The organism is Marinobacterium sp. xm-a-152, assembly GCF_013282965.1.
Lineage (GTDB): Bacteria > Pseudomonadota > Gammaproteobacteria > Pseudomonadales > Balneatricaceae > Marinobacterium_E.
Genome location: NZ_WBYI01000009.1, coordinates 23808 through 44873, shown reverse-complemented (window position 1 = coordinate 44873; position 21066 = coordinate 23808). Strand labels below are relative to the sequence as shown.

Genomic DNA, 21066 nt, shown 5'->3' with positions numbered 1-21066 from the left:
TGACAATAAAAAACCGGCACATAGCCGGTTTTTTTTGAGTTGACTTGTATTAAGACAATTCGAGTGGCTTGAACGGAACCAAAGTATCCACTTCAGCGTCGTAATCAACACCGTCAATACCGAAGCCGAACAGCTTCAAGAACTCATCTTTGTAGAGTTGGTAATCGGTCAATTCAAACAGATTTTCAGAAGTGACATCTGGCCATAGGGCTTTACACGCCGTTTGAATACTGTCACGAAGCTCCCAATCATCTAGACGGAAGCGGTTGCCTTCGTCCATTTCGCAGCTGTCACCGTAGAGACCGGTGCGGAATAGTCGGTCAATCTGCTCTTGGCACCCTTCATGAACACCTTCAGCACGCATGATTTTGAACACCATAGCTAGATAGAGTGGCATCACAGGAATAGCAGACGAGGCCTGTGTCACAACGGACTTAAGAACCCCTACGTTTGCTTGACCACCCTTTTTCGACAAGCGCGCATTCAATTCAGAGGCAGCACGATCCAAATCCTGCTTCGCTTTACCAAGGGTACCGTGCCAGTAGATCGGCCAAGTGATATCGGTACCAATGTAGCTGTAAGCAACGGTTTTAGCACCGTCAGCCAAAACGCCTGCTTCATCCAGAGCTTCGATCCAAAGCTCCCAATCCTGACCGCCCATCACTTTGACGGTTGCGTCGATCTCTTCTTGATTGGCTGGTTCGACTTCCGCTTCGATGATGACATCTTTGTTAGTATCGATCGCTGTTGAACGGTAGACCTCACCGATCGGCTTCAAGGCAGAACGAATCACCTCACCAGAGTCTGGCATTTTACGAACAGGAGACGCCAGCGAATAGACCACAAGATCAATTTGACCTAAGTCCTCTTTGATCATCTCAATGGTTTTCGCTTTCGCTTCATGAGAGAAAGCGTCGCCGTTAATCGATTTAGCGTAAAGCCCTGCTTCGTGGGCCAGCTTTTCAAAACTCGCCGAGTTATACCAACCCGCGGTACCTGGTTTCTTCTCGGTTCCCTCTTTTTCAAAGAAGACACCAATGGTAGAAGCACCCGCACCAAAGGCTGCTGTTATACGTGAACTCAAACCATAACCCGATGATGCACCTACAATAAGTACACGCTTAGGACCATCAATCGTTCCTTGCGCTTGAGTCTTCGCAATTTGCTCGCGAACGTTTGCTTCACAGCCTGTTGGGTGAGTTGTTGTGCAGATGAAACCGCGAATTTTTGGTTTAATGATCATGGTAGAAAGTTTAGTCCATTCAATATAACGAAACGCAAAGATACCTGATTTATCCCCACTGGGGAATCTTGAAACCTCTCTTGCACCCCATGAAAAAGTGAGTAACCTGTTGCAAAAACCCAATTCCACACTGTTTAGGATGATTTATGGATAATTTACACGGCTACTACTTAGAAGACCTTGAAGTTGGTATGAGCGACAGTTTTGCAAAGACCATTTCTGAGGCAGATGTCTATGGCTTTGCAGGCATTTCGGGTGACACCAATCCTGTACACATCAACGAAGAGTATGCGGCGACAACTCCATTCGGCCAGCGCATTGCCCACGGCATGCTAAGTGCGGCATTAATCTCTACTGTGGCCGGTACGAAACTTCCTGGACCTGGAGCGATCTATGTTGATCAGCAGATTAAGTTCAAGGCACCCCTTTTTATCGGGCAAACAGCGAGAGCAGAAATCACCGTTAAAGAGATCAATGAACGCCGTCGTCGTGTCCTTTGTGACACCAACGTTTATGTTGGCGACAAGGTAATCGCAACGGGTGAAGCAACCTTTATGGTGGACGCCCGTCCAGAGGCTTAAACAGCCTAACAGCCTGTGTAAGACCATTGATTGAGACTCACAGGCTGACTTCCCCTTTCCACTTCTGTATGATCGCCAACCACTAAATCGTCGTACAGCGACATCTACGACACAATAATAAAAAAACACGGTCACACATTTATGAATAAAGTGCTTATCAGCGCCTGTCTTTTGGGCGAAAACGTTCGATACGATGGACGTCACAACCTCATTAATCACCCCCTGCTAGAGAGGCTACAAAACGAAGATCGCCTCGTTAGGATCTGTCCCGAGGTCGCCGGTGGTCTCACTGTCCCTCGCCCCTACGCCACTATTGCTCGTCGTATTCCGGTTGAAGTCATCACAGATGAAGGCGAAGACGTTACTCCGCAGTTTGTTCTTGGCGCCGAGCTCACAGCAGAACTGGCAAAGCGAGAGGGGTGCGTTGCGGCTTTGATGAAAGCAGATAGCCCAGCCTGTGGTAATCGCGACATCTCAGGCGCTGCCTTCAGTGGTAAAGAGGCGTCTGGCGCTGGTATTGCAGCGCAAGAGGTCATTGAGTCTGGCATCCCAGTCTTTAATGAGACGGAAATTGATCGCTTAGAAGCGATGTTAGAAGAGCTAGATTTAGTATCTGAAACCGCATAATTGTTTTTAAAACTTGTAGCCGAAAGAGCCCATCCTTAAACTATGGGCTCTTTTTATTTGAGCTGGAAACAATTTCACCATGCGTGCTAGTCAATTTCTTATTGCGACCGTCAAAGAGACTCCTGCTGATGCAGAGGTTATCAGTCATCAGTTAATGCTTCGTGCGGGCCTCATCCGCAAACTGGCATCAGGCCTATACACCTGGCTACCGATGGGTCTTAAAACACTGCGCAAGGTTGAAAAGATCATTCGCGAAGAGCTCGATGCTTCGGGTGCTCAGGAGCTACTGATGCCTGCGATTCAGCCGGCTGAATTGTGGCAAGAGTCAGGCCGCTGGGAACAGTACGGACCTGAACTGCTCCGTTTGAAAGATCGTCACCAGCGTGATTTCTGTGTTGGACCGACTCACGAAGAGGTGATTACCGATCTGGTTCGCAACCAGCTTAAGAGTTACAAACAGCTACCGGCTAACTTTTACCAAATTCAAACCAAATTCCGTGATGAGATTCGTCCGCGTTTCGGTGTAATGCGCTCACGTGAATTTGTTATGAAGGATGGCTACTCCTTCCACATCAACCAAGAGTCACTACAGAAGACGTACGACGACTACTTTGATGCTTACGTTCGCATCTTCGACCGCCTTAACCTAGATTACCGTCCAGTCATTGCCGATAACGGTTCTATTGGGGGTACCGGCTCTCATGAGTTTCACGTTCTTGCCGCTTCTGGTGAAGATGATATCGCCTTCTCTGACAGCAGCGATTACGCAGCCAATGTTGAAATGGCGGAAGCAATCGCACCTAAAGCCGCTCCGGATGCACCTACAGAAGAGATGCGTTTGGTTGACACGCCTGATGCTAAAACCATTGCCGCGCTCGTTGAACAGCACAACCTACCGATCGAGAAGACGATTAAAACCTTAATGGTCAAAGCGTCGGACGAGGTTGATTCAGAGATCGTTGCCCTTCTGGTTCGTGGCGACCATGAGTTAAATGAGATTAAGGCGGAGAAGCAGCCTGAAGTTGCCTCTCCTCTGACCATGGCAACTGAGGAAGAGATCCGTGCAATTGTGGGCGCCGGCCCTGGCTCCCTTGGTCCAGTCAACCTTCCTATTCCGATCGTTATTGATCGCGCAGTGGCTTGTGCGTCTGACTTTGGTGCCGGTGCTAACATCGATGGTAAACACTACTTCGGAATTAACTGGGAGCGTGATCTTCCTACCCCACGCGTTGCAGATCTTCGCAACGTGCAAGTTGGCGACCCAAGTCCAGACGGCAAAGGTACGCTGAACATTCGTCGCGGTATCGAAGTTGGACACATTTTCCAGTTGGGCTTGAAGTACTCCGAAGCGATGAATGCAACGGTATTGGATGAAAACGGCAAAGCGGTGCCAATGACCATGGGTTGTTACGGTATCGGTGTTACTCGTGTCGTTGCAGCTGCCATTGAGCAGAATCACGATGAGAACGGCATCATCTGGCCAGAATCTCTAGCACCTTTCACCGTTGCTCTAGTACCACTGAACTACGATAAATCTGATGACGTAAAAGCGCTATCGGACAAACTCTACTCAGAACTGAAGGCAAAAGGTGTTGATGTACTACTAGACGACCGAAAAGAGCGCCCAGGGGTTAAATTTGCTGACATGGAGCTAACAGGCATTCCACACCGCCTGGTGATCTCTGACCGCGGTATTGCAGCCGGCCAACTTGAGTACAAAGGCCGTCGTGACGCTAAAGCCTCTGATCTTCCACTGGATAATGCCGTGGACGCGCTGATCGCGAAACTGGGCCAATAAGGAACTATTTCAATGAGCATCACTATTCTTCACAACCCTCGCTGTTCTAAATCACGTCAAACTTTGGCACTGGTTGAAGAGCAAGGTGCTGAACTCACCGTTCGTGAATATTTAAAAGAGCCTCTATCCGCCGATGAGCTGCGCCAACTGATCGCTGCACTGGGTGTCACACCTATCGACTTAGTCCGCACCAAAGAGGATGAGTTCAAGTTGGCCGGTCTGACTAAAGAGTCCTCAGCTGATGCATTGATTGCCGCTATGGTTGAGTACCCAAAACTGATGGAGCGTCCCGTTGTGATCAACGGTGACAAGGCGCGCATTGGCCGCCCTCCTGAGCAAGTATTAGAGATTCTGTAATATGTCTGCGCCGTACGTACTGGTTCTATTCTACAGTCGTCATGGCGCGACCCGTGCGCTGGCTGAATCGATCGCACTGGGCATTGAACAATCTGGTATTAACGCTCAAATAAGAACCGTTCCGGATGCAGAAACGTCTGACCTCGCAGATAGTGAAGGGACACTCTATGTCACACAGGACGATTTAAGAGAGTGCTCAGGCCTAGCATTAGGAAGTCCAACCCGGTTTGGTCATATGGCCAGTGCGTTAAGCGCATTTATCGAGACGACCACGTCAGAGTGGCTGTCTGGCTCGCTGATCGATAAACCGGCAACACTGTTCACCTCATCCAGCTCACTGCATGGCGGTCAAGAGAGTACGCTGCTCTCTATGGCTCTGCCTTTGATCCATCAAGGAATGCTGTTAGTCGGTGTTCCCTATAATGTTGCTGAACTGCACTCAACCACCCGTGGTGGCACACCTTACGGTGCCAGTCAGGTATCGCAAAACAGTCACCGCCTATCACAAGACGAACAGAGAATTGCCGTCGCTCAGGGTAAACGTTTAGGTACCCTAGCGCAGCGTTTGAGCAGTCGTTAAAGGAGTTAACATGTCTCTACAACGCAAAGCGTCAATCAGTGGTTTAATTACCCGTGTCAGCTTTATCGCCCTTTTAATCTTCTACACTCTACGTTTCTTATGGTTAGCACCGAGTTCTGGAGATAACCCTTGGGTGATTTGGCTGGTTCACTTACTGCCACTGATCGGTTTTACACCCGCTATATTAAAGGGCACACCGCGTCCTCACGCTTGGCTCTGCTTCGTATTGCTGCTCTATTTCTTGGGCAGTGTACTGACGGCTATCCAACCCCATTTAGCCCTCTATGGTGTGATTGAAGTGTTGTTGATTTCGACTCTGTTTACCGCTGCGATGATGTATACACGCTGGCAGAGTCGCTGGCTGCGTGAGCAAACCAGTCACTGATGGACAGCCAAACCCTGCGACGAATACGTTCGAGCTTTCCTATCCTCAATACACGAGTTGATGGGAAACCCCTGATCTACTTCGATAACGGGGCTACCACTCAAAAACCGCGCGAAGTGATCGATGCAATAACTCAGTTTTATCGGAAAGAGAATGCCAATGTTCACCGTGCGGCTCACCACCTGAGCAGCCTAGCAACCGCACACTTTGAACAGGCTCGAGGTCAATTAGCACAGTTCATTAATGCTAAACCCAATGAAATTGTCTGGACTCGAGGTGCAACCGAAGGTCTCAATCTCGTCGCCGAGAGTTACCTAAGACCCATTCTCAAGGCAGGTGATCGCATTGTTATCGCTATCTCTGCTCATCACGCTGCGATTCTTCCGTTTCAGCGATTAGCGCAGCAGGTTGGCGCCCACTTAGACGTCATCGAACTGACAGCGTCAGGTGAACTCAATTCAGATCAGTACCAAAGCTACCTTAAACTCAATCCAAAACTGGTGGCACTACCCCACGCCTCCAATGTCCTAGGCACCGTCTACCCCATTAAAGAGATGGTAAAACTGGCCAAGAGAGAGGGCCTAACGACTCTGATCGATGGGGCTCAAGCGGCACCGCACCTGGTCTTGGACATGCAGGATCTTGACGCTGATTTTTATGCGTTTTCGGGTCACAAGATGTTTGGTCCGACCGGTATTGGGGTTCTTTACGGGAAAGAGGCTCTGCTTAATGCGATGCCCCCTTGGCAAGTTGGCGGCGAGATGATTGAGTCGGTCAGCTTAACTGAGACCCAGTATGCCGAGGCGCCGCTGCGCTTTGAAGCGGGCACGCCCGATATTGCCGGCGCCATTGGATTGGCAGCTGCCGCTGAGTACCTAAACAATCTAGACCGTGCAGAGATAGAAGAGCACGAGCAGCAACTGACCAGTCACCTCTTGCAGGGACTCAAATCCATAGAGGGGATTAAAATACTCCCTGCTGGAGAGTTCAGCTTACCCATTGTGAGTTTCTATCATGAGACGATCAATGCCGACGACATAGCCGCTCAACTCGATGCACAGGGCATCGCTGTTCGTGCCGGTAGCCACTGCGCGCAACCGCTCATGCAGTCATTTGGATTGCACTCTTCTGTGCGCATCTCTTTAGCGTTTTATAACACAATTGAAGAGCTAGACACTTGTATCGCCCTTTTGCGTTCACTCTGTAGCCATCAACCAGTGACGAGTGATGAGACATCGAATAGCGATTCAGCAAAGCTTTGGATAGAACAGGTTGAGCAAGCGAAAGATTGGCCAACACGACTGAATGCACTGATGAGTTTGGGATCAGTCTCAATAGACCCAAGCCTAAAGCGACCAGAAAATCTCGTCACAGGTTGTGCCAGTCAGACTTGGCTAAAACTGAGTAGTGAAAAGGGTTTTATTCAGTTCGATGGGTGCTCAGAGAGCCGTCAGATTACTGCTCTGATTCAGCTTTTTAAGCACCAGATTGATCAGGGATCCACTGTCGAACAGATCAAGACTTACCTAACGGACCTTGGCTTGGAAAGGCAGTTGAGTCGCACGCGTGGCAACGCCATTCAACGTTTGATTGAATGGCTAGAGTCTCATGACTCCTGAGAAAGGTTTCGCCACACAGCGCCGTCTGATTTCTTATCCAGCATATCCAAAAAACGTTCGTGCTCAGTGAGGTCATCTTCACTCGCTTTCAACACTTTAAGACCAGAAACCTGTTCAGGAGTAAGGCGTCTGATTCGCTGTCCACCACCCTCTTCATCTTGCCCATCCACCGATAGACTCAAGGCGGTTTGACCACCCGTAATCGCCAAATAGACATCGGCTAGGATTTCAGAGTCGAGCAAGGCGCCGTGCAATTCACGGTGCGAGTTATCTATAAAGTACCGACGACAGAGAGCATCTAGGTTGTTCTTCTGACCAGGGTGTTTTTTACGCGCTAAGGCTAAGCTGTCGGTAATCGTACAGAACTCTTCGATGCGCTCTTTAATCCCGTTGCGCTCAAACTCCTTATTAATGAAGCCGACATCGAACGACGCGTTATGGATGATCAGTTCGGCACCACGCACGTATTCAATGAATTCGTGCATCACAACATTGAACTTAGGCTTGTCTGCCAAAAATTCATTGGTAATGCCGTGGACCTGCATCGCCTCAGCATCAACCTCACGATCGGGCAGAATGTATTGATGGTAGTTGTTACCGGTTAAGCGGCGTGCCACCATCTCCACACAACCGATCTCGATGATGTTGTGACCCTCTTCGGGCTCAAGACCGGTGGTTTCAGTATCGAGTACAATTTGACGACTCATTAGAGCTGTTCCTCATATCCGCGATTAGCCAACTGATCGGCTCGTTCATTACCTGGATCACCACTATGGCCCTTAACCCATCGCCACTCAATGTCATGTTGTTGTGTCGCCTGATGAAGTCGCTGCCAAAGCTCGGCATTTTTAACCGGCTTGCCCTGGGAGTTTTTCCAATTTCGCTTCATCCAGCCGTGGATCCACTCTGTGATCCCTTTGCGCAGGTATTCCGAATCTGTGTAGAGAATTACCTTAGAGGGTCGTTTTAAACACTCTAGCGATTCGATAGCCGCCATGATCTCCATGCGATTATTGGTGGTTTCATGCTCCCCACCCCACATCTCTTTCTCAGCACCGCCATAACTTAATAGCGCACCCCAACCACCAGGCCCAGGATTACCTTTACAGGCCCCGTCGGTATATATCGTGACTACTTTCAACTCTTATTTCGCCTTACACCAGCACTTGTTGCTTTAGATTCTATCACTTGTAACTTGCCAAGTAGACGACGATTCCACTGCGGTTGCAGTGGTGTGAGACCCGCTACATCTTTTCTTGCTGTTATTGTGAATAGATTGCCGGATTTAAACGGCAACGCCTTAATCACCTTGGCCACAGGCCTGATCCGTTGCCGCCACTGGTTACTCTCCAGAGGGTAGTTGAACTCTTTAGAGTCCCCACCTAAGGATGAGAGCTGCAGCAACTTAAACCAATCGCCTAAACGGTGTTGCGAGATAAATTGGGCACGCCAAGGGGCGCCCTGATTTCTCTTAAACTGTGAGTGCAACCCTAACCAGGAGGTCGGATTAAAACCCAACAAAATCAGATGACCACCAGGGCGAAGGATACGGGCCGCTTCACGAATAACTTGGTGTGGATCCGCAGAAAACTCATGAGCATGGTGCAATACCAAAATATCAATGACCGCCGACTGCACGGGCAGCTCTTCTGGCGTTGCAATTAGGGTTCGTTCTTCCATCCCTAGCTCAACTCTAGGAGCAACCAATACAGCGTGCTGAGCTCTGGCTGTATCACAGAGCCACTGACGACCGTCCAAAGTAACCTGTAATAGACGACTGCCCTGCACGGAGAGCAATGCACGCTCGATCATTTGGCGCTCTTGTGCCAAAAACTGCTGACCCAACTCTGAGTCATACCAGGCCTGCAGTTCGCTGACTGCGTTCAAATCAGTCACACTACTCATCGTTTTCACCTTCAAAGGAGGTTCTCATTGATCTCTATTCTAGGTAACCTGGGGGGAAATTTCAGCTTCGGAGTTCAGGATGTTTAAGCTAACCCCATTACCCGCATTTGACGATAACTATATCTGGGTCATCGAATCACCTGATGACTCATCCATTGCCGTTGTCGATCCAGGTGATGCGGATGTGGTTGAACAGCATCTGACTCAATCCAACAAAACATTGGCTGCTATCCTAGTCACCCATCACCACCGAGATCATACTGGCGGTGTTGACGCATTAAATGCGCGATACTCAGTGCCTGTTTACGGCTCATCTGAGTCAAAGTTTCCTGGTGTAACACACCCTCTATCTGACGGAGACTCCATTGAGCTGTTTGGGGCGTCTCTAAGTATTAAAGCTGTCCCTGCACACACACTGGATCATATCGCCTACTTAGTTAACGGCGATACACCACAGCTGTTCTGTGGCGATACACTGTTTTTAGCTGGCTGCGGCCGCCTGTTTGAAGGAAGTGCAGATCAGATGCAACAAGCAATGGACTACTTTGCAAGCCTACCGGATGCGACCGAGGTCTACTGTACGCATGAGTACTCTTTAGCCAACCTGGCCTTTGCCAAAGCCGCTGATCCAGCAAATAGTGACATCGACCAAGCGATCACTCAATGCGAACAGCTAAGATCTGACAACAGACCTACACTGCCAAGCAGCATCGGATTAGAACGTCAGATAAACCCCTACATGCGCACAAGAGAGATGGCGTTGATTAAAAGCGCCAGCCACTATTCGAACCAAACACTCTCTGCTGGAGTCGAGACCTTGGCGGCGCTGCGAGAATGGAAGAACAGCTTCTAAATAGTGATCTATGAAGTGGACTTTTTATTCCTTAACAGAAAATTAATGAAATTGACCCAATAGCCCCTCACAGGTAGAATTGCGGCTTTAAATTTTCGGTATAAATGTCCAGAAAGGCACTATGGCAAAGTTGAAATCGACACTGATGGTTGGAGCCCTTGCGATCACACTCGCAGGCTGTCAGACCGTCGCGACACAACAGAGCGCACAGCAGAGTCCAACGGAGCCTGTGCAGGTGCTTGAGAGCGAGCCTGTTCTTGTTCAGCGTACCGAACCCAAAGTGAAGCCAGAGTGGGATGAAGCCCCGATTAAATCGGTACTTCTAGAGCTTGAGAAAGATCCTAAGAAAGCAGACTTGTGGGAAATAACCCGCAACAACATGCGACTCAACCATAACCTGGACAAAAAGGTCGTTCAACAGCATATTGACTGGTATGTTGAGCACGACAAATATTTGAACCGCCTAACGGGCCGCGCGTCTCGTTACTACCACTTTGTACTGCATGAAGTGATCAAACGTGGCATGCCGGCAGAGATCGCTCTAATACCAGCAGTAGAATCCTCTTACGACCCATTTGCCAAATCACCGGCTAAAGCGTCTGGAGCATGGCAGTTCATGCCAGCAACCGGCGATCATTTTGGTCTTAAGCGTAACTGGTGGTACGACGGTCGACGCGACATTGTTGCATCAACGCATGCGGCATTGGACTACCTAGAGTATCTGCATGACTACCTCGATGGGGATTGGTTGTTGGCCATGGCCGCTTACAACGCCGGTGAGGGCACCGTGGGTCGTGCAGTTAAACGCAATAAAAAAGCCGGCAAGCCAACCGATTTTTGGAATCTAAAACTGCCGCGCGAGACTCGCCACTACGTCCCTAAAATTTTAGCGATCTCTGAGGTGTTCAAAAACCCAGAAAAGCACGGTCTTGCTTTAGCACCTCTTGCAGACAAACCCTATTTTGAAATCGTCGATACTGGTGGTCAGATCGATCTGTCACGCGCTGCTGAGTTGAGCGGAGTGGAACTGGATGAGATCTACAAGCTCAACGCGGGATATTCACAATGGGCTACGGACCCAGAAGGACCGCACCAGCTATTAGTTCCAGTTGATAACGCTGCGCGCTTTAAAACCGAACTTGCATCACTCGCCCCTTCAGACAGAATCAACTGGGCTCGTTACGAAGTTAAACCTGGCGATAGCTTATCGGTCATCGCTAAGCGCTTTAACACAAACATTTCGACCATTCAGACCTCGAATGACTTGAAAAGTTCTCTGATTCGCGTTGGCCAATCTCTATTGATCCCATCGGCGCTTGTTGATGCCAGCCAGTACCGCTTGAGTGATACGCAACGTCGCACCGCCAGTATCCGCAAGAGCGCACCCGCAGGCAGTAAAAAGATTCTTCACACGGTTAAATCCGGTGATTCGCTCTGGAAAATTGCGAAAATCTACGGCGTTGATCACAAGTCGATCGCTCGCTGGAACAACTTTGGCACCTCTAAGACGCTTAAAATTGGTGAGCGTTTAGCGATTTTCAAAGCCGACGCTCAAGCCTCTTCAACTGCACAGTACTTGGTCCGCAAGGGTGATAACCTCAGCGTCATTGCGCAGCGCCACAACATCAGTGTCCAGCAACTGCTTAAATGGAACGACATCAGCATCGATACCCTATTGATGCCAGGCCAACCCCTTCGCGTTAAACAGCCTGAGCAGGGCTAATGGATACTTTAGGCATTGCAATCATCGTAATCTCTGTGGTTCTAGCCGTGATCTTCAAAGTGGTTGTGATGAAGCGCATCCGCAAATGGGTTGATCAAGACCTCATTCGCAGCCTCTCCATAGGCGATCAAACCAAGTTGACTAAACTGATGGAGTTGGATCAGCAGCTTAAAAGCCAAGAGACGCCTCGTGGCGAACGCCATCAGCAACTGGAAAAGCTTGCTGAGTCACTCAATTCAACAAAATAAGTTGAATTTTTAACCCTACCACCCTATTTCTAACGTATAGTTTTACAAACTGTTTCGTAGGAGGTTTCCGTGGTTTTGGGTTCTATTCAAAAAAATTCCATAAAAAAAATAGGCGCCATTCTCTCATTCACCGTTGCACTGACGGCTCATGCCGGTGTCGAGTCTTCGCACGGGATCGCGATGCACGGCGACCTGAAATACGATGCAGGGTTTAGTCATTTTGAGTACGTGAATCCAGAAGCACCTAAAGGCGGAGTTTTTAAACAGGCCGCCAACGGCACCTTTGATAGCTTTAACCCTTTTATTATCAAAGGCACCGCAGCGGATGGTACCGGATTAACCTTTGACACCCTGATGGCTCGTTCCTATGACGAACCCTTCACTCAGTACGGCTTACTAGCCGAAGCGGTCCGTATGCCTGAATCCAGAGCCTGGGTTGAGTTTGATCTTCGTAAGCAGGCACGCTTCAGCGATGGCAGTCCTGTGACGGCAAACGATGTCATCGAGACCTTCAGACTATTGCGTGAACAGGGCTCACCCTTCTACAAAGCTTACTACCGCGACATCCGTTCAATCACCGCCATTACAGACCATACTGTCCGTTTTGAGTTTGGCAGTGAAGAGAACCGCGAATTGCCGCTGATCATTGGCGAGGTCCCTATTCTCTCTGCGAACTACTGGAAAGAACGAGACTTCACCAAACCTTCGCTGGAGCCTATCTTGGGTTCAGGGCCCTACGTTGTAGACTCTTTTGAAGCGGGTAGAACCATTACCTACAAGCGTAACCCAGATTATTGGGGAGCCGACCTTCCGGTTAACCGCGGTCGCTATAACTTTGATGCGATGCAGTTTGATTACTACCGTGACAGCACCGTCGCACTGGAGGCATTCAAAGCTGAGGAGTATGACTTTAGAGAGGAGAACTCCTCTAAGAACTGGGCCACCAGCTATACAGGCCCGGCATTTGATGAGGGTCGTATTAAGAAGGAGCTGATTGCTGATGCCAACCCGGCCGGTATGCAAGCCTTTATCATTAATACGCGCCTCGACAAGTTCAGTGATCCTCGTGTTCGATCAGCCATCGCGAACGGCTTCGATTTTGAGTGGACCAATGCCAACCTGTTTTACAGCGCATACACTCGCAGTCACAGTTTCTTCTCTAATTCAGAGATGGCCGCCACTGAACTGCCCAGTGAAAAAGAGTTGGCCATTTTGGAGCCGTTCAGAGGCCAGATTCCGGATGAGGTGTTTACAACCGTTTACCAAGCGCCAACCACCAAAGGGGATGGGCGCAACCGAACTCAACTTCGCACCGCGCTTAAGCTTTTAAAAGAGGCTGGCTGGACACTAAAAGATGGCAAACTGGTTAATGCTGCCGGTGAATCATTCAATTTCGAAATACTACTGGTGCAAAAGGATTTTGAACGCGTTGTTGCACCCTTTATACAAAACCTAGAGAAACTGGGAATGCAGGTCAGCATCCGCATCGTCGATGTATCCCAGTATATTAACCGCCTTCGTTCAACTGACTTCGACATGATCGTCGGCAGCTTTGGACAGAGCAGCTCTCCAGGCAATGAGCAGCGCGAGTTTTGGGGATCGGAAGCCGCCGATCAACCCGGTAGCCGAAATCTAATTGGCATCAAAGATCCCGCGATTGATCAGTTAGTGGAGCTTCTGATTCAAGCTCCGGATCGTGAGCAGCTTGTGCTGCGTGCTCGAGCACTGGATCGAGTATTGCAGTGGAACCATTTTGTGGTGCCTCAGTTCCACATCGATTCACACCGTGTCGCCTACTGGGATAAATTTGAGTTTCCTGCGATTCGCCCCACCTACACCATTGGACTGGATACCTGGTGGGCTAAGCCATAATGGCAGCGTACATTTTTCGACGATTACTGCTCATGATACCGACGCTGTTCGGTATCTTGCTGTTGAACTTCCTAATCATTCAACTGGCGCCTGGTGGACCGGTTGAACAAGCTCTCGCTCACCTACAGGGATTTTCGGTTGATGCGACCAGTCGTATTGGTTCAGGAGAGCGTTCAGACATCAGCGCCGATGCACAAGGCGGCGATTCAAAATATCGGGGTGCCCAAGGCATGGACCCCGCACTGGTTGCTGAGATCGAACAGCTCTATGGCTTTGACAAGCCGGCCCATGAGCGGTTTTTTAAGATGCTAACAGACTATCTAACCTTCGATTTTGGCCGTAGTTTTTTCAGTGATAAACCAGTAGTTGATCTGATTGTCGAAAAGATGCCTGTCTCGATCTCACTTGGGCTATGGACCACACTGATCACCTATCTAGTCTCCATTCCCTTAGGCATTCGAAAAGCGGTTCGAGATGGATCCCCATTTGATGTCTGGAGTTCCAGCATCATCATTGTTGGCTACGCGATCCCAAACTTCTTGTTTGCTATTTTACTGATCGTGCTATTTGCCGGCGGCACCTACTTTGAGTGGTTTCCGTTGCGTGGCTTAACCTCACCCGGATTTGAAGAGATGACTCTGATCGAAAAAATCGGGGATTACTTCTGGCACCTTGCTCTACCAATCCTAGCGTCCGTTATTTCCAGCTTCGCAACGCTAACCATGCTAACTAAAAACACCTTCCTTGATGAGATCCATAAGCAGTATGCACTGACCGCTCGGGCTAAGGGTTTAACCGAGCATCAGGTCCTTTACGGCCATGTATTCCGAAATGCCATGCTACTGATCATAGCGGGCATGCCTGCTGCATTGATAGGTATTTTCTTCACAGGATCGATGTTGATTGAGGTGATCTTCTCGCTGGATGGTTTAGGGCTGCTTGGCTATGAGGCGGTTATCAACCGAGATTACCCTGTTATTTTCGGTACCCTCTACATATTCACCCTAGTGGGGCTTCTATTAAAGCTGGTATCAGACATCACCTATACCCTTGTCGATCCTCGTATCGATTTTGAGAGTCGAGAGGGTTAAACGATGGCATCACCCATTACTCAGCGACGCATTGCACAGTTTAAAAGCAACCGACGAGCCTACTACTCGTTGTGGATCTTTATGTTGCTGTTTACCCTGTCGCTCTTTGCCGAGTTGATCGCGAATGACAAACCGATCTTAATCAAAACGGATCAAGGGCTGTTTTATCCATTAATGGAAAACTATACAGAGACCGATTTTGGCGGTGACTTTGATGCACCAGTCGACTACCGCGATCCCTATATTACTGAGCTGATTGAGGAGCAAAACGGCACTCTGTGGTGGCCCGTTATCCCGTTCAGCTACGACACAATCAACTTTAACTTGGACCAACCAGCCCCCTCTCCGCCTACCACCGACAACTGGTTAGGCACTGATGATCAAGGGCGTGATGTCGCGGCAAGATTGATCTACGGTTTTCGCATCTCGATACTGTTTGCCACAGTCCTGACTCTTGCAAGCTCGGTGATTGGCGTTGTGGCGGGTGCTTTACAAGGGTATTACGGAGGCAAGGTCGATCTGTTTATGCAGCGTTTTATTGAGATCTGGTCCGGTCTGCCGGTTCTCTTCCTATTGATCATTCTAGCCAGCCTAGTGGAGCCTAATTTCTGGTGGTTGCTAGGGATTATGTTGCTCTTCTCATGGATGAATTTGGTGGATGTGGTGCGAGCTGAATTCTTGCGTGCACGCAACCTAGAGTATGTCAGAGCAGCAAGGGCTCTAGGGCAACCGAACTCAGTCATCATGTTTAAGCATGTCCTTCCCAACGCTATGGTTGCGACACTGACGTTTATGCCGTTCATCTTTAATGGTGCACTGGTGACATTAACCGCGCTCGACTTTCTTGGCTTTGGCCTACCACCCGGCTCGCCATCCCTAGGTGAACTTGTGGCACAGGGCAAAGAGAATCTACATGCACCTTGGTTAGGTGTGACCGCTTTCTTATCACTCTCTATCATGCTGACGTTACTGATCTTTATTGGTGAAGGCGTTCGCGACGCGTTTGATCCTAGGAAACAGAGCCGATGAAACCGATTCTAGACGTAAAACATTTATCGATTCGATTTCCTGATCAGCCTGAAGCAGCTGTAGAGAATCTTAGTTTTTCTCTAAGCGCCGGTGAAACACTGGCGATTGTTGGCGAATCGGGTTCAGGTAAATCGGTCTCTGCCCTGTCGCTATTGAAACTGTTGCCTGAGCAGACAGAGATACAAGCAGACTCAATTGTTTTCCAGGGGAAAGCGCTTCAGGACGCGACAGAAGCCGAACTTCGATCAATAAGAGGCCACCGAATCAGCTACATTTTTCAGGAGCCGATGACCTCTCTTAATCCGCTTCATACTATCGAGAAACAGATAGCTGAATCGCTTAGACTGCATAAGGGATTATCGGGTTCTAAGGCCCGCACACGAGTGATAGAGCTTCTAGACCTGGTGGGTATCCCATCACCTGAATCCCGTTTAAAAAGTTACCCCCACGAGCTATCAGGCGGTCAGCGCCAGCGTGTCATGATTGCGATGGCATTAGCCAACGAACCCGAGATTCTAATTGCCGACGAACCCACCACTGCGTTGGATGTCACGATACAGAAACAGATATTAGATCTACTGACGGCACTGCAACAAAAATTGGGAATGGCCATACTGATCATCACGCACGATCTGAATATTGTGCAGCGTTACGCCGATCGAATTCTCGTCATGCAACAGGGAAAGGTCGTTGAGCAAGGCGATACTCTTACACTGTTTAATGCGCCCAAACACCCCTACACAAACACACTGCTCAATGCAGAACCTGTACGCGACCTCGATGCAGTTGAAGCAGACGCTGACACCTTGTTAGAAGCTAAAAACATTCGAGTCTGGTTCCCTAAAACTCAGGGCCTTCTGAAACGCGTTTATGATTATATTAAAGCAGTTGACGGCATCGATCTGCAGATCAAAAAGGGCGAGACATTTGGTATTGTCGGTGAATCTGGTTCAGGTAAATCAACGCTTGCCTTTGCCCTTCTGAAACTGACCAAGAGCGAAGGTGAGATATGGCTAGATGGCAGACGTGTTGATTCGCTCAACCAAAAGGAGATGCGACCTCATCGCCGTGTTGCCCAGATCGTTTTCCAAGACCCCTTCGGTAGCCTCAGCCCCAGAATGACAGTAGCAGAGATCATTAGTGAAGGACTGGAAGTACAACAGAGTTTCTCACCAGAACAGAGGGAAGCCGCTGTCATTCAAGCCCTTCTGGATGTACAGCTAGATCCCGAATCTAGACATCGCTACCCCCATGAGTTCTCAGGTGGCCAGCGACAACGAATCGCCATCGCTCGCGCACTGGTATTAAAACCAAAATTAATCGTGTTAGATGAGCCGACCTCTGCCCTCGACAGAACGGTTCAAAAACAGGTCATTGATCTACTTCAATCCCTGCAACGCCAATATCAACTAAGCTATCTTTTTATTAGCCACGATCTCGCTGTCATAAAAGCGTTAAGTCACCGCGTTATGGTGATGAAAGGTGGCAAAGTGGTTGAATCTGGCTCTGCAGAGGCCATTTTTAATGCCCCTTCAACGGATTACACCCGAGAATTAATTTCTGCATCAGCCCTTGAAAAAGAGACCGCCTGATAGCATTTATTAATAACATCATTAGTTACAATTAATTTTACCTTTTTGTCGGCGAACTCTAATATTCGTCGCATTCTTGAAACATGACAATTTAACCAACCAAGGAGAAGACAGAATGTCTGCTTACATTAATCAGGAAGTTAAACCATTTAACGCAACAGCATTCCACGCTGGCGAATTCGTAGAAGTTTCAGAAGCTGACCTTAAAGGTAAGTGGTCTGTTGTTTTCTTCTACCCAGCAGATTTCACGTTCATCTGCCCTACTGAGCTAGGTGACCTTGCAGACAGCTACGCTGAGTTCCAGAAGATCGGTGTTGAGATCTACGCAGTATCAACTGATACTCACTTCACTCACAAAGCATGGCACGACTCTTCTGAGACGATCGGTAAAATCACTTACCCAATGATCGGCGATCCAACTGGCCAGATCTCTCGCAACTTCGACGTAATGATCGAGGAAGCAGGTCTTGCTGAGCGCGGTACTTTCGTTATCGATCCAGAAGGTAAAATTCAGATCGTTGAGATCAACTCTGGTTCTGTAGGCCGTGACGCATCAGAACTTCTTCGCAAGATCAAAGCTGCACAGTACGTTGCTGCTCACCCAGGCGAAGTATGTCCTGCTAAATGGAAAGAAGGCGCTGAGACTCTAGCACCATCTTTGGATCTTGTTGGTAAGATCTAATCGGACCTAAGTCCTTTCCCGAGGCTGCACTCGCAGCCTCGTTTCTCTCTAAAGCTTAGTTATTTTTTATTCATGAGGTCATCATGTTAGAGCCAAATATTGTCCAACAGTTGGACCAGTACCTTAGCTACATCAAACAACCGATTGAGCTGAAGTTAGCTGCTGACGACTCAGCAAAAGGTAACGAACTTAGAGAGCTCGCGACAACGCTCGCTGAGCGTAGCGACAAAATTACGTTGACTGATTGGGATCATCACCGAGTGCCAAGCATGGCCATACTTGGTGAAGCCGATGCTGAACCACGTGTTGTGTTCTCAGGCATCCCAATGGGTCACGAATTTACAACTCTGATTCTTGCTCTTCTTCAAGCGGGTGGACACCCAAGCAAAGAGCCAGAAGAGGTTCAGAGTCAGATTAAGAGCCTTGAGGGTGAGTTCCATTTTGAAACTTACATCTCGCTCTCCTGTCAAAACTGTCCGGATTTAGTGCAAGCTCTAAACCTCATGGCACGCCTAAATCCAAACATCACCAGCACGATGATCGATGGCGCACTCTACCAATCTGAAGTAGAAGAGCGCGAGGTGATGGCCGTACCCGCTGTATTCCTGAACGGTGAATTATTTACCCAAGGACGTACTGAGCTCAAAGAGATTCTAGCGAAGCTTGATACTGCCGGTGCTGAGCGCGAAGCAGAAGCGCTATCAGAACGCGCCCCATACGATGTACTCGTTGTAGGTGGCGGCCCTGCAGGTGCTGCCGCTGCCATCTATGCAGCACGCAAAGGGATTCGCACCGGTTTGGTCGCCGAGCGATTTGGTGGTCAGGTTCAAGACACTATGGGCATTGAGAACCTAATCTCAGTTCCCTACACAGAGGGACCAAAACTGGTCTCTAACATGGAACAGCACGTTAAAGAGTACAACGTAGATATCATTACAGCGCAACGCGCAGCGGGCCTCTCTGAAGCCGATGGCCTGCATCAACTGAACTTAGAGAGCGGCGCTGCCCTAAAATCCAAAACCATCATTATGGCGACGGGTGCACGCTGGCGTGAGATTGGTGTTCCAGGCGAAGCTGAATACAAGGGCAAAGGTGTTGCCTACTGCCCTCACTGTGATGGCCCTCTGTTTAAAGGTAAACGTGTAGCGGTGATTGGTGGTGGCAACTCAGGCATCGAAGCCGCGATCGATCTTGCCGGTGTGGTCAGTGAGGTAACCGTTTTAGAGTTTGGTGACACACTCCGTGCTGACCAAGTGTTGCAAGACAAAGCAAACTCGCTCTCTAATGTCACCATTATCAAGAACGCGCAAACCACAGAGATCACTGGAGCGAATGGTAAGGTTAACGGATTGATCTATACCGACCGCACCTCTGGCGAATCTCACAGCGTTGAGCTAGAAGGTGTATTTGTTCAGATAGGCTTAGTGCCAAATACTGAGTGGTTAAAAGAGAGTGCCGTTGAGCTAACCAAATTTGGTGAGATCCAGATCGATGATCGCGGTGCTACCAATGTACCAGGCGTCTTCGCAGCGGGTGATGCAACCACCGTGCCTTACAAACAGATCATCATCTCGATGGGTGCCGGAGCTACAGCCTCTCTATCCGCCTTTGATCATCTGATTCGAAACTAAGTCGAAGCGGCTAGCGAATAAAAAAAGGAGAGTTTAATGCTCTCCTTTTTTGTCTCTTAACGGCACATAGCCGCCGTTCACAGTTGATGGGCTAGCTAATTAAGATATCAATCAATTTGAGGGATAATTGATTGCCACTAGCTACTAAATCGAAGCTCTTATCACTCAATCCCCATCGTACAGCCTGCCCCTGTATTAACGATGTTAAATATTTGGCTATATCAGGCACTGTAATTTCCGATTGGTCACGACCAATGAGCGCCTTTTCAATCAGAGATGAGAGATGGCTATCAAACACAAACAGTGTTTCTCTGATAATCGTTCGCAGCTCTTCATTCTCCGTGTTTAACTCACGTGAAAAGAGAATCAAGGGCAAAGCTGGTGTATTTTGAATAAGTTCAAGCTGGCAATGGACTAATCGAGCAACTCGCTGTTTGGCATCCACCTCCTTGGATAGGAGTAAATTTTCAGCCCATGCGCTCTTCAGTCCATCAGTGACTTTGCGTATTGCTGCTACCCACAACTCATCTTTATTTTTGAAATGGCGGAAAACCGTTCCCTGAGTGACTCCAATTCGCGCTGCGATATCACTGGTAGTAAGGCGGTCTGGTCCTATTTCATAAGCCAACTCTAGAAGTGCATTGATAAGTTCATCTTTGCGCTTTGATGCGGACATTCTTTTTAGCAAAACGTTTTCTCTTGTAAGTAATTAAATACTAACATAACATTAGAACTATCTAATTAATAGTTTAAGGACCCAAAACCATGTCCGATCAATTACGCTGGTATAGCAAAACTCAAATCGTACTCCATTGGAGTACAGTAGCCCTTGTTATAGCTCAATACGTGCTTCATGACTCTATTGTAAACGCTTGGGAACTCATCCAATCAGGCAAGTCTGTTTCATTTGATCCGCTGGTGCTATCACACGTAGCTGGCGGTATCTTTATAGCAGTAATTGTACTCATACGATTGCGTTTGAGGTCAATAAGCACCCATGAAACAAAAGACTTACTCGGCAACAGATTATCAAACATAGCGCATAAGCTTCTCTATGCAATTTTACTGATGATGGTACTTAGCGGTGGAATGGCATGGTTCTTCAATATTGAAGCTGCGGCCAATGCACACAACCTTTTTAAGGTATTACTTTTAATAACAGTTCTTGGGCATGTTTTAGCTGCTCTTTACCATCATTTCATAATGAAAGATGGTTTATTGAATCGAATGTTTCTTGCAAGGAAGTAACA

The 21066-nt window shown here is 48.6% G+C and carries 22 protein-coding genes; 17 read left to right on the top strand and 5 right to left on the bottom strand.

Annotation, left to right across the window (positions count from 1 at the left end):
- Window positions 1–49: 49 nt before the first annotated feature.
- Window positions 50–1243: an enoyl-ACP reductase FabV gene (fabV, locus tag XMA152_RS09715; RefSeq protein ID WP_173482094.1), complete on the bottom strand. Its 1194-nt coding sequence runs from the start codon at window positions 1241–1243 to the stop codon at window positions 50–52.
- Between the two features lie 146 nt (window positions 1244–1389).
- Between fabV and XMA152_RS09710 the strand changes: the two genes are divergently transcribed.
- From XMA152_RS09710 to XMA152_RS09680, 7 genes are all read left to right on the top strand, one after another.
- Window positions 1390–1824 carry a MaoC family dehydratase gene (locus XMA152_RS09710; RefSeq protein ID WP_173483480.1) on the top strand — a complete coding sequence of 145 codons (435 nt, stop codon included), beginning with the start codon at window positions 1390–1392 and terminating at the stop codon, window positions 1822–1824.
- A gap of 141 nt (window positions 1825–1965) precedes the next feature.
- A complete protein-coding gene (locus XMA152_RS09705) occupies window positions 1966–2451 on the top strand; it encodes a DUF523 domain-containing protein (protein ID WP_173482096.1) in 486 nt (161 codons plus the stop codon).
- Window positions 2452–2530: 79 nt separating this feature from the next.
- Window positions 2531–4249: a proline--tRNA ligase gene (locus XMA152_RS09700; protein WP_173483479.1), complete on the top strand. Its 1719-nt coding sequence runs from the start codon at window positions 2531–2533 to the stop codon at window positions 4247–4249.
- 12 nt (window positions 4250–4261) lie between these two features.
- On the top strand, window positions 4262–4606 hold the full coding sequence (gene arsC, locus XMA152_RS09695) for an arsenate reductase (glutaredoxin) (protein WP_173483478.1): 345 nt from the start codon (window positions 4262–4264) through the stop codon (window positions 4604–4606).
- Window position 4607: 1 nt separating this feature from the next.
- Window positions 4608–5186 (top strand): NAD(P)H:quinone oxidoreductase, encoded by a 579-nt coding sequence (gene wrbA / locus XMA152_RS09690; RefSeq protein ID WP_173483477.1) that lies wholly within the window; start codon window positions 4608–4610, stop codon window positions 5184–5186.
- Between the two features lie 10 nt (window positions 5187–5196).
- A complete protein-coding gene (locus tag XMA152_RS09685) occupies window positions 5197–5571 on the top strand; it encodes a DUF2069 domain-containing protein (RefSeq protein ID WP_173482100.1) in 375 nt (124 codons plus the stop codon).
- On the top strand, window positions 5571–7190 hold the full coding sequence (locus tag XMA152_RS09680) for a SufS family cysteine desulfurase (RefSeq protein ID WP_173483476.1): 1620 nt from the start codon (window positions 5571–5573) through the stop codon (window positions 7188–7190). Before XMA152_RS09685 ends, XMA152_RS09680 begins: the two co-directional genes overlap by 1 nt.
- Here XMA152_RS09680 and dnaQ read toward each other — a convergent pair.
- Genes dnaQ through XMA152_RS09665 form a run of 3 tightly spaced genes read right to left on the bottom strand, consistent with a single transcriptional unit; the run spans window position 7178 to window position 9095 of the window.
- Window positions 7178–7897, bottom strand: a complete 720-nt coding sequence (gene dnaQ / locus XMA152_RS09675) for a DNA polymerase III subunit epsilon (RefSeq protein ID WP_173482102.1) — start codon at window positions 7895–7897, stop codon at window positions 7178–7180. The two genes, XMA152_RS09680 and dnaQ, sit on opposite strands and share 13 nt — an antisense overlap.
- The gene (gene rnhA / locus XMA152_RS09670; RefSeq protein ID WP_173483475.1) at window positions 7897–8331 is read right to left on the bottom strand and encodes a ribonuclease HI; all 435 of its coding nucleotides are present in this window, start codon (window positions 8329–8331) and stop codon (window positions 7897–7899) included. Before rnhA ends, dnaQ begins: the two co-directional genes overlap by 1 nt.
- On the bottom strand, window positions 8328–9095 hold the full coding sequence (locus XMA152_RS09665) for a class I SAM-dependent methyltransferase (protein WP_173482104.1): 768 nt from the start codon (window positions 9093–9095) through the stop codon (window positions 8328–8330). Before XMA152_RS09665 ends, rnhA begins: the two co-directional genes overlap by 4 nt.
- Window positions 9096–9174: 79 nt before the next feature.
- Between XMA152_RS09665 and gloB the strand changes: the two genes are divergently transcribed.
- The 9 genes from gloB (at window position 9175) to ahpF (ending at window position 19816) form a co-directional block, all read left to right on the top strand.
- Entirely contained in the window at window positions 9175–9948 is a 774-nt protein-coding gene (gene gloB / locus XMA152_RS09660; RefSeq protein ID WP_173483474.1) for a hydroxyacylglutathione hydrolase, read from the top strand.
- 121 nt (window positions 9949–10069) lie between these two features.
- On the top strand, window positions 10070–11671 hold the full coding sequence (locus XMA152_RS09655; protein WP_173483473.1) for a LysM peptidoglycan-binding domain-containing protein: 1602 nt from the start codon (window positions 10070–10072) through the stop codon (window positions 11669–11671).
- On the top strand, window positions 11671–11919 hold the full coding sequence (locus XMA152_RS09650; protein WP_173483472.1) for a hypothetical protein: 249 nt from the start codon (window positions 11671–11673) through the stop codon (window positions 11917–11919). Before XMA152_RS09655 ends, XMA152_RS09650 begins: the two co-directional genes overlap by 1 nt.
- A gap of 75 nt (window positions 11920–11994) precedes the next feature.
- Complete coding sequence (locus tag XMA152_RS09645) at window positions 11995–13791, top strand: extracellular solute-binding protein (protein ID WP_254448303.1); 1797 nt, start codon at window positions 11995–11997, stop codon at window positions 13789–13791.
- Window positions 13791–14882, top strand: a complete 1092-nt coding sequence (locus XMA152_RS09640; protein ID WP_173483471.1) for a microcin C ABC transporter permease YejB — start codon at window positions 13791–13793, stop codon at window positions 14880–14882. Before XMA152_RS09645 ends, XMA152_RS09640 begins: the two co-directional genes overlap by 1 nt.
- Before the next feature lie 3 nt (window positions 14883–14885).
- Window positions 14886–15911 (top strand): ABC transporter permease, encoded by a 1026-nt coding sequence (locus XMA152_RS09635; RefSeq protein ID WP_173483470.1) that lies wholly within the window; start codon window positions 14886–14888, stop codon window positions 15909–15911.
- Entirely contained in the window at window positions 15908–17503 is a 1596-nt protein-coding gene (locus XMA152_RS09630) for an ABC transporter ATP-binding protein (RefSeq protein ID WP_173483469.1), read from the top strand. The genes XMA152_RS09635 and XMA152_RS09630 overlap by 4 nt, the downstream gene beginning before the upstream one ends.
- A 115-nt stretch (window positions 17504–17618) precedes the next feature.
- A complete protein-coding gene (gene ahpC / locus XMA152_RS09625) occupies window positions 17619–18185 on the top strand; it encodes an alkyl hydroperoxide reductase subunit C (protein WP_173482111.1) in 567 nt (188 codons plus the stop codon).
- An 83-nt stretch (window positions 18186–18268) separates the two neighbouring features.
- Window positions 18269–19816, top strand: coding sequence for an alkyl hydroperoxide reductase subunit F (gene ahpF, locus XMA152_RS09620; RefSeq protein WP_173483468.1), 1548 nt, complete (start codon window positions 18269–18271; stop codon window positions 19814–19816).
- A 91-nt stretch (window positions 19817–19907) separates the two neighbouring features.
- Here the strand turns inward: ahpF and XMA152_RS09615 are convergent, their stop codons facing one another.
- A complete protein-coding gene (locus XMA152_RS09615) occupies window positions 19908–20492 on the bottom strand; it encodes a TetR/AcrR family transcriptional regulator (protein ID WP_173483467.1) in 585 nt (194 codons plus the stop codon).
- An 89-nt stretch (window positions 20493–20581) separates the two neighbouring features.
- Here XMA152_RS09615 and XMA152_RS09610 point away from each other — a divergent pair, with 89 nt between their 5' ends.
- Window positions 20582–21064 carry a cytochrome b gene (locus tag XMA152_RS09610; protein WP_173483466.1) on the top strand — a complete coding sequence of 161 codons (483 nt, stop codon included), beginning with the start codon at window positions 20582–20584 and terminating at the stop codon, window positions 21062–21064.
- Window positions 21065–21066: the final 2 nt, after the last annotated feature.

Bases quoted from the DNA above. Each gene is read 5' to 3' on its own strand.
- XMA152_RS09635 (WP_173483470.1), top strand. From the start codon at position 14,886: ATGGCATCACCCATTACTCAGCGACGCATTGCACAGTTTAAAAGCAAC.
- XMA152_RS09680 (WP_173483476.1), top strand. From the start codon at position 5,571: ATGGACAGCCAAACCCTGCGACGAATACGTTCGAGCTTTCCTATCCTC.
- arsC (WP_173483478.1), top strand. From the start codon at position 4,262: ATGAGCATCACTATTCTTCACAACCCTCGCTGTTCTAAATCACGTCAA.
- XMA152_RS09700 (WP_173483479.1), top strand. From the start codon at position 2,531: ATGCGTGCTAGTCAATTTCTTATTGCGACCGTCAAAGAGACTCCTGCT.
- XMA152_RS09685 (WP_173482100.1), top strand. From the start codon at position 5,197: ATGTCTCTACAACGCAAAGCGTCAATCAGTGGTTTAATTACCCGTGTC.
- XMA152_RS09650 (WP_173483472.1), top strand. From the start codon at position 11,671: ATGGATACTTTAGGCATTGCAATCATCGTAATCTCTGTGGTTCTAGCC.
- wrbA (WP_173483477.1), top strand. From the start codon at position 4,608: ATGTCTGCGCCGTACGTACTGGTTCTATTCTACAGTCGTCATGGCGCG.
- XMA152_RS09710 (WP_173483480.1), top strand. From the start codon at position 1,390: ATGGATAATTTACACGGCTACTACTTAGAAGACCTTGAAGTTGGTATG.
- dnaQ (WP_173482102.1), bottom strand. From the start codon at position 7,897: ATGAGTCGTCAAATTGTACTCGATACTGAAACCACCGGTCTTGAGCCC.
- XMA152_RS09615 (WP_173483467.1), bottom strand. From the start codon at position 20,492: ATGTCCGCATCAAAGCGCAAAGATGAACTTATCAATGCACTTCTAGAG.
- ahpF (WP_173483468.1), top strand. From the start codon at position 18,269: ATGTTAGAGCCAAATATTGTCCAACAGTTGGACCAGTACCTTAGCTAC.
- XMA152_RS09640 (WP_173483471.1), top strand. From the start codon at position 13,791: ATGGCAGCGTACATTTTTCGACGATTACTGCTCATGATACCGACGCTG.
- gloB (WP_173483474.1), top strand. From the start codon at position 9,175: ATGTTTAAGCTAACCCCATTACCCGCATTTGACGATAACTATATCTGG.
- XMA152_RS09705 (WP_173482096.1), top strand. From the start codon at position 1,966: ATGAATAAAGTGCTTATCAGCGCCTGTCTTTTGGGCGAAAACGTTCGA.
- XMA152_RS09630 (WP_173483469.1), top strand. From the start codon at position 15,908: ATGAAACCGATTCTAGACGTAAAACATTTATCGATTCGATTTCCTGAT.
- fabV (WP_173482094.1), bottom strand. From the start codon at position 1,243: ATGATCATTAAACCAAAAATTCGCGGTTTCATCTGCACAACAACTCAC.
- ahpC (WP_173482111.1), top strand. From the start codon at position 17,619: ATGTCTGCTTACATTAATCAGGAAGTTAAACCATTTAACGCAACAGCA.
- XMA152_RS09655 (WP_173483473.1), top strand. From the start codon at position 10,070: ATGGCAAAGTTGAAATCGACACTGATGGTTGGAGCCCTTGCGATCACA.
- XMA152_RS09610 (WP_173483466.1), top strand. From the start codon at position 20,582: ATGTCCGATCAATTACGCTGGTATAGCAAAACTCAAATCGTACTCCAT.
- XMA152_RS09665 (WP_173482104.1), bottom strand. From the start codon at position 9,095: ATGAGTAGTGTGACTGATTTGAACGCAGTCAGCGAACTGCAGGCCTGG.